At 60.2% G+C, this 6,077-nt stretch carries 6 protein-coding genes; all 6 read left to right on the forward strand.

Annotated elements, in window-relative coordinates; all coding sequences use genetic code 11:
• Window positions 1-74 precede the first annotated feature (74 nt).
• A complete protein-coding gene (locus F8N85_RS28735) occupies window positions 75-764 on the forward strand; it encodes an ABC transporter permease (RefSeq protein WP_075945348.1) in 690 nt (229 codons plus the stop codon).
• Window positions 761-1,459, forward strand: a complete 699-nt coding sequence (locus F8N85_RS28740; RefSeq protein WP_150806850.1) for an ABC transporter permease — start codon at window positions 761-763, stop codon at window positions 1,457-1,459. The genes F8N85_RS28735 and F8N85_RS28740 overlap by 4 nt, the downstream gene beginning before the upstream one ends.
• A gap of 2 nt (window positions 1,460-1,461) precedes the next feature.
• Entirely contained in the window at window positions 1,462-2,574 is a 1,113-nt protein-coding gene (locus F8N85_RS28745) for a M14 family metallopeptidase (protein WP_150806851.1), read from the forward strand.
• A 27-nt stretch (window positions 2,575-2,601) separates the two neighbouring features.
• Window positions 2,602-3,366: an ABC transporter ATP-binding protein gene (locus F8N85_RS28750; protein WP_150806852.1), complete on the forward strand. Its 765-nt coding sequence runs from the start codon at window positions 2,602-2,604 to the stop codon at window positions 3,364-3,366.
• A 113-nt stretch (window positions 3,367-3,479) separates the two neighbouring features.
• The gene (locus tag F8N85_RS28755) at window positions 3,480-4,460 is read left to right on the forward strand and encodes a GlxA family transcriptional regulator (protein WP_150806853.1); all 981 of its coding nucleotides are present in this window, start codon (window positions 3,480-3,482) and stop codon (window positions 4,458-4,460) included.
• Window positions 4,461-4,833: 373 nt separating this feature from the next.
• Window positions 4,834-6,054: an aspartate aminotransferase family protein gene (locus F8N85_RS28760; protein ID WP_150806854.1), complete on the forward strand. Its 1,221-nt coding sequence runs from the start codon at window positions 4,834-4,836 to the stop codon at window positions 6,052-6,054.
• The last annotated feature ends 23 nt before the right edge of the window (window positions 6,055-6,077 follow it).

The raw sequence follows: 6,077 nt of genomic DNA on the forward strand, positions 1-6,077 counted from the left end.
TCCGAAATGGCGCAAGCAACAGGATCTCTGAGGTTTGCGCCATTTTTTCATCCCAACTTTCGAGGACCTGAATCATGTTGAAAGGCTACGGGGCTGTCATCCTCGATGGCGCATGGCTGACGCTTCAGCTCGCCTTGTCGTCCATGGCCTTGGCCATTGTTCTGGGTCTGATCGGGGTCGCATTGCGCCTGTCGCCGGTACGCTGGCTGGCCTGGCTGGGCGATCTGTATTCCACGGTGATCCGCGGGATCCCCGATCTGGTGCTGATCCTGCTGATTTTCTACGGTGGTCAGGACCTGCTCAACCGCGTTGCACCGATGCTCGGTTTTGACGATTACATCGACTTGAATCCGTTGGCGGCCGGTATCGGCACCCTGGGTTTCATCTTCGGTGCCTACCTGTCGGAAACCTTCCGTGGGGCCTTCATGGCGATCCCGAAGGGTCAGGCAGAAGCCGGCATGGCTTATGGCATGAGCAGTTTTCAGGTGTTTTTCCGGGTATTGGTGCCACAGATGATTCGCCTGGCGATTCCGGGCTTCACCAATAACTGGCTGGTATTGACCAAGGCCACCGCGCTGATTTCGGTGGTCGGTCTGCAAGACATGATGTTCAAGGCCAAGCAGGCGGCAGATGCCACTCGCGAGCCTTTCACCTTCTTCCTCGCAGTGGCGGCGATGTACCTGGTCATTACCAGTGTCTCGTTGCTGGCATTGCGTCACCTTGAGAAGCGCTACTCGGTAGGCGTAAGGGCGGCTGATCTATGATCTTCGACTACAACGTCATTTGGGAGGCCCTGCCGCTGTACTTCGGCGGCTTGCTGACCACCTTGAAACTGCTCGCGCTGTCGCTGTTTTTCGGCCTGCTGGCGGCCTTGCCGCTGGGGCTGATGCGCGTGTCCAAGCAGCCGATCGTCAACATGAGCGCCTGGCTTTTCACCTACGTGATCCGCGGCACGCCGATGCTGGTGCAGTTGTTTCTGATCTACTACGGTCTGGCGCAATTCGAAGCTGTACGCGAAAGCTTCCTTTGGCCCTGGTTGTCGAGCGCGACGTTCTGCGCTTGCCTGGCGTTTGCCATCAACACCAGTGCCTACACCGCGGAAATCATCGCCGGTAGCCTGCGCGCTACGCCCAATGGCGAGATCGAAGCGGCCAAGGCCATGGGTATGTCGCGCTACAAGCTGTATCGCCGGATCCTGCTGCCGTCGGCCCTGCGCCGGGCGTTGCCGCAGTACAGTAACGAAGTGATCATGATGCTGCAGACCACCAGTCTGGCCTCCATCGTGACCCTGATCGACATCACCGGCGCCGCGCGCACGGTGAACGCGCAGTTCTATTTGCCGTTCGAAGCCTATATCACCGCAGGCGTGTTCTACCTGTGCCTGACGTTCATCCTGGTGCGCCTGTTTAAAATGGCCGAGCACCGCTGGCTGGGCTATATGGCCCCACGCAAGGCCTGACCATGGAACGTATCGATCATCCATTGCCGTGGAACCAGTTGGGCAGCGAGCGCCATGTATCGGTGTTCCGCTTTGGCAGCGGCGAGCGCAAGGCCTATATCCAGGCCAGCCTGCACGCCGACGAACTGCCGGGGATGCGCACGGCCTGGGAGCTGAAAAAGCGCCTGACCGAGCTGGAAGCCCAAGGCGCCTTGAATGGCGTGATCGAGCTGGTGCCGGTGGCCAACCCGATGGGCCTCAGTCAACTGCTGCAGGGCAGCCATCAAGGGCGTTTCGAGTTCGCCAGTGGCAAGAATTTCAACCGCGATTTCGTTGAACTGAGCGAGCCGGTAGCGGCGCAGTTGGCAGGCAGTCTGGGCGATGATCCACACGCCAATATCGAGCTGATCCGCCTGGCCATGAGCGATGCGCTGGCCGCGTTGCCGCCGGCCGAAAGCCAGTTGCAAGGCATGCAGCGAGTGCTGCTGAGCCATGCCTGTACCGCGGATGTGGTGCTCGATCTGCATTGCGACACCGAGGCGGCGCTGCACATGTACGCCTTGCCGCAGCACTGGCCGCAGTGGCGTTCGCTGGCGGCGCATCTGAATGTGCGGGTCGGGCTGCTGGCGGAAGAATCCGGCGGCAGTTCCTTTGACGAGGCCTGCTCGCTGCCGTGGCTGCGATTGTCGCGACTGTTCCCGGACGCGAAAATCCCGTTGGCCTGTCTGGCTACGACCATTGAATTAGGCGGTCAGGCCGATACCGGTCGTCCGCAAGCCGTGGCTCACGCCGAAGGCATTCTGGCGTTCCTCGCCGAGCAGGGTTTGATCAGCGGCGAATGGCCGAAGCCTGCCCAGGACGCTTGCGAAGGCATGCCGTTCGAAGGCACCGAGTTGCTGTTCGCGCCGCACCCGGGCGTGGTGAGCTTTTTGCGTCAGCCCGGTGAGTGGGTTGAAGCCGGCGACGAAATTTTTGAAGTGATCGATCCTTTATCCGATCGGGTCAGCACGGTGTGTGCTGGTACGTCCGGGGTGCTGTTTGCCATTGAACGGCTACGTTATGCCCAACCCGGTTTCTGGCTGGCCAAGGTGGCGGGGCGCGAAGCGCTGCGTCACGGGCGCTTGCTCAACGACTGACTGACTGTTTTTGTGAGAACCGACCGCATGTACAAACTTGAAGTCCAAGACCTGCATAAACGCTATGGCAGTCACGAAGTGCTCAAGGGTGTGTCCCTGAAAGCGGCGGCTGGCGATGTGATCAGCATCATCGGCTCCAGTGGCTCCGGCAAAAGCACCTTCCTGCGTTGCATCAACCTGCTCGAGCAGCCCCACGCAGGCAAGATTCTGCTCAACAACGAAGAGTTGAAGCTGGTGCCGAACAAGGAGGGCGCGCTGAAGGCCGCCGACCCGAAACAGCTGCAACGCATGCGTTCGCGGCTGTCGATGGTGTTCCAGCATTTCAATCTGTGGTCGCACATGACCGCGATGGAAAACATCATGGAAGCGCCGGTGCACGTGCTTGGCATGTCCAAGGCCGAAGCCCGCGAAAAGGCCGAGCTGTACCTGGCCAAGGTTGGTGTGTCCCATCGCAAGGACGCCTATCCGGGCCATATGTCCGGCGGCGAGCAGCAGCGTGTAGCGATTGCCCGGGCGCTGGCGATGGAGCCGGAAGTGATGCTGTTCGACGAACCGACTTCGGCACTCGACCCGGAACTGGTGGGCGATGTGCTCAAGGTCATGCAAGCCCTGGCTCAGGAAGGCCGGACCATGGTCGTGGTCACTCACGAGATGGGCTTCGCCCGTGAAGTGTCAAACCAGCTGGTGTTTCTGCACAAGGGTGTCGTGGAAGAGTGCGGCAACCCGCGTGAGGTGCTGGTCAATCCGCAATCCGAACGTCTGCAACAATTCCTCTCGGGCAGCCTCAAGTAATCGCTCCCGTTACGCACCAAATTAGGTCATGCTGCGCACCGCGCGCCAGATGGTCTAGTTTGGTTGCTGCCGCTTCCGGCTTCTAACACTGTTTTGTTTTCGGATTGCTCGCCATGACTGCCCATCGAATTGGTTTCCTGATTTGGCCCAGCACTAAAGCCTTGACGCTGGCGCTGGCTGAGGAGGCCTTGCGTGTTGCTCAGCGCGTGCATCCGGATGTTGTTTACGAACTCTCGTTTCTGCAGGCCGAACCACCCATCGAAGGCGCCTGGCAATTGCCGGGTGAGCCCTGGGCCGGAAAGCTCGAAGGTTTTCAGAAGCTGTTTCTGCTGGCGGACGAGCCGCCGACAACCCTGGCTCCAGCCTTGAGCAGCGCGCTCAAGCAGCAGGTGCGCGCGGGGTGTGTGATCGGTGGTTTGTCTGCTGGTGTTTATCCTCTGGCGCAACTGGGCCTGCTCGATGGCTACCGCGCCGCGGTGCACTGGCGCTGGCAGGATGATTTCGCCGAGCGCTACCCGAAGGTCATCGCCACCAGTCATCTGTTCGACTGGGACCGTGATCGCCTGACCGCTTGCGGTGGCATGTCGGTGCTGGACCTGCTGCTGGCAGTGTTGGCCCGTGACCACGGCGCCGAGCTGGCGGGCGCGGTGTCCGAAGAATTGGTGGTGGAGCGGATTCGCGAAGGTGGCGAGCGCCAACGCATTCCCTTGCAGAATCGCCTGGGTTCGAGCCATCCGAAGCTCACGCAGGCGGTGTTGCTGATGGAAGCGAACATCGAAGAACCGCTGACCACCGATGAAATTGCCCAGCATGTCTGCGTGTCTCGCCGCCAGCTGGAGCGGATCTTCAAGCAGTACCTCAATCGTGTGCCGAGCCAGTATTACCTGGAACTGCGCCTGAACAAGGCCCGGCAGATGTTGATGCAGACCAGCAAGTCGATCATCCAGATCGGTTTGTCCTGCGGCTTCTCCTCGGGGCCGCACTTCTCCAGCGCCTATCGCAACTTCTTCGGCGCCACCCCGCGTGAAGACCGCAACCAGCGTCGCAACAGCAGCCCGTTCGAATTGTCGTCGGCGCCTTCAGAGCGCGGCTAAGTTTCAAGATTTGTTTTGCCTTTGCTATCGCCATCGTGAGCAAGCTCGCTCCTACATGAGATCTGCGGTGAGCATCAGATTGATGCCCATACGCGATTCAGTGTAGGAGCGAGCTTGCTCGCGATGGCCATCACAGACACCACACCTCTAAACCTGTGCAAATCAAATTCCCCCAACCCAGCCGCAAATCCCCGTCGGCAGTTTAAACTGCGCCTTTGCGACGCTATTTGTCGCATTGCCGTAAACCCCGGTAAAAGCCGGTTTGACGCTATAAGAAGTTGTCGCTTGGCGGCAAGGCCAAGCTGAAAACTGTCCTTACAATCCCCCCATCGCTTGCCAGTTTCAGGCAAGCGTTCCTCTTCAGGAGACTCCGATGTCCGTTGAGCTAGCTCCGGTGCAACGCGCCGATTTCGACCAGGTAATGGTTCCCAACTATGCGCCTGCTGCTTTCATTCCTGTGCGCGGCGCCGGCTCCCGAGTCTGGGATCAGTCGGGTCGTGAGCTGATCGATTTCGGCGGCGGGATCGCAGTTAACGTATTGGGCCATGCGCACCCGGCGCTGGTCGGTGCCTTGACCGAACAAGCGAACAAGCTGTGGCACGTCTCCAACGTATTCACCAATGAGCCGGCCTTGCGCCTGGCCCATAAGCTGATCGACGCCACCTTTGCCGAGCGGGTATTCCTCTGCAACTCCGGCGCTGAAGCCAACGAGGCCGCCTTCAAGCTGGCCCGTCGTGTGGCTCACGATCGTTTCGGTCCTGAAAAGTACGAAATCATCGCCGCGCTGAACAGCTTCCACGGTCGTACGCTGTTTACCGTGAACGTCGGCGGTCAGTCGAAGTACTCCGACGGCTTCGGCCCGAAGATCGTTGGCATCACTCACGTACCGTTCAACGATCTGGCCGCGCTGAAAGCTGCCATCTCCGACAAAACCTGCGCCGTGGTGCTGGAACCGGTCCAGGGCGAGGGCGGGGTGATGCCGGCGGAGCTGGCTTACCTGCAAGGCGCCCGCGAGCTGTGCAATGAGCACAACGCGCTGCTGGTGTTCGATGAAGTACAAACCGGCATGGGCCGCAGTGGCGAGCTGTTTGCCTACATGCATTACGGCGTGACCCCGGACATCCTCACCAGCGCCAAGAGCCTGGGCGGCGGTTTCCCGATCGCGGCGATGCTGACCACTGAAGCGTTGGCCAAGCACCTGGTAGTCGGTACTCACGGCACCACTTACGGCGGCAACCCATTGGCTTGCGCCGTGGCTGGCGCGGTGATGGACGTGGTCAACACTCCAGAAGTGTTGAATGGCGTTAAAGCCAGGCACGACAAGTTCAAGACCCGCCTGGAGCAGATCGGCGCCAAATACGGCCTGTTCACTCAAGTTCGCGGTCTGGGCCTGTTGCTCGGCTGCGTCCTCAGCGATGCCTGGAAAGGCAAGGCCAAAGACATTTTCAACGCCGCTGAAAGCGAAGGCCTGATGATCCTGCAGGCCGGCCCGGACGTGATTCGTTTCGCGCCAAGCCTGGTGGTTGAAGACGCCGATATCGAGCAGGGCCTGGAGCGTTTCGAGCGCGCCGCGGCGAAACTGACTCAAGCCTGATAGTTATTTCGACGCCTGACCTC

Origin of the sequence: Pseudomonas fluorescens (assembly GCF_902497875.1) — a bacterium.
GTDB classification, from domain to species: Bacteria; Pseudomonadota; Gammaproteobacteria; order Pseudomonadales; family Pseudomonadaceae; genus Aquipseudomonas; species Aquipseudomonas fluorescens_BR.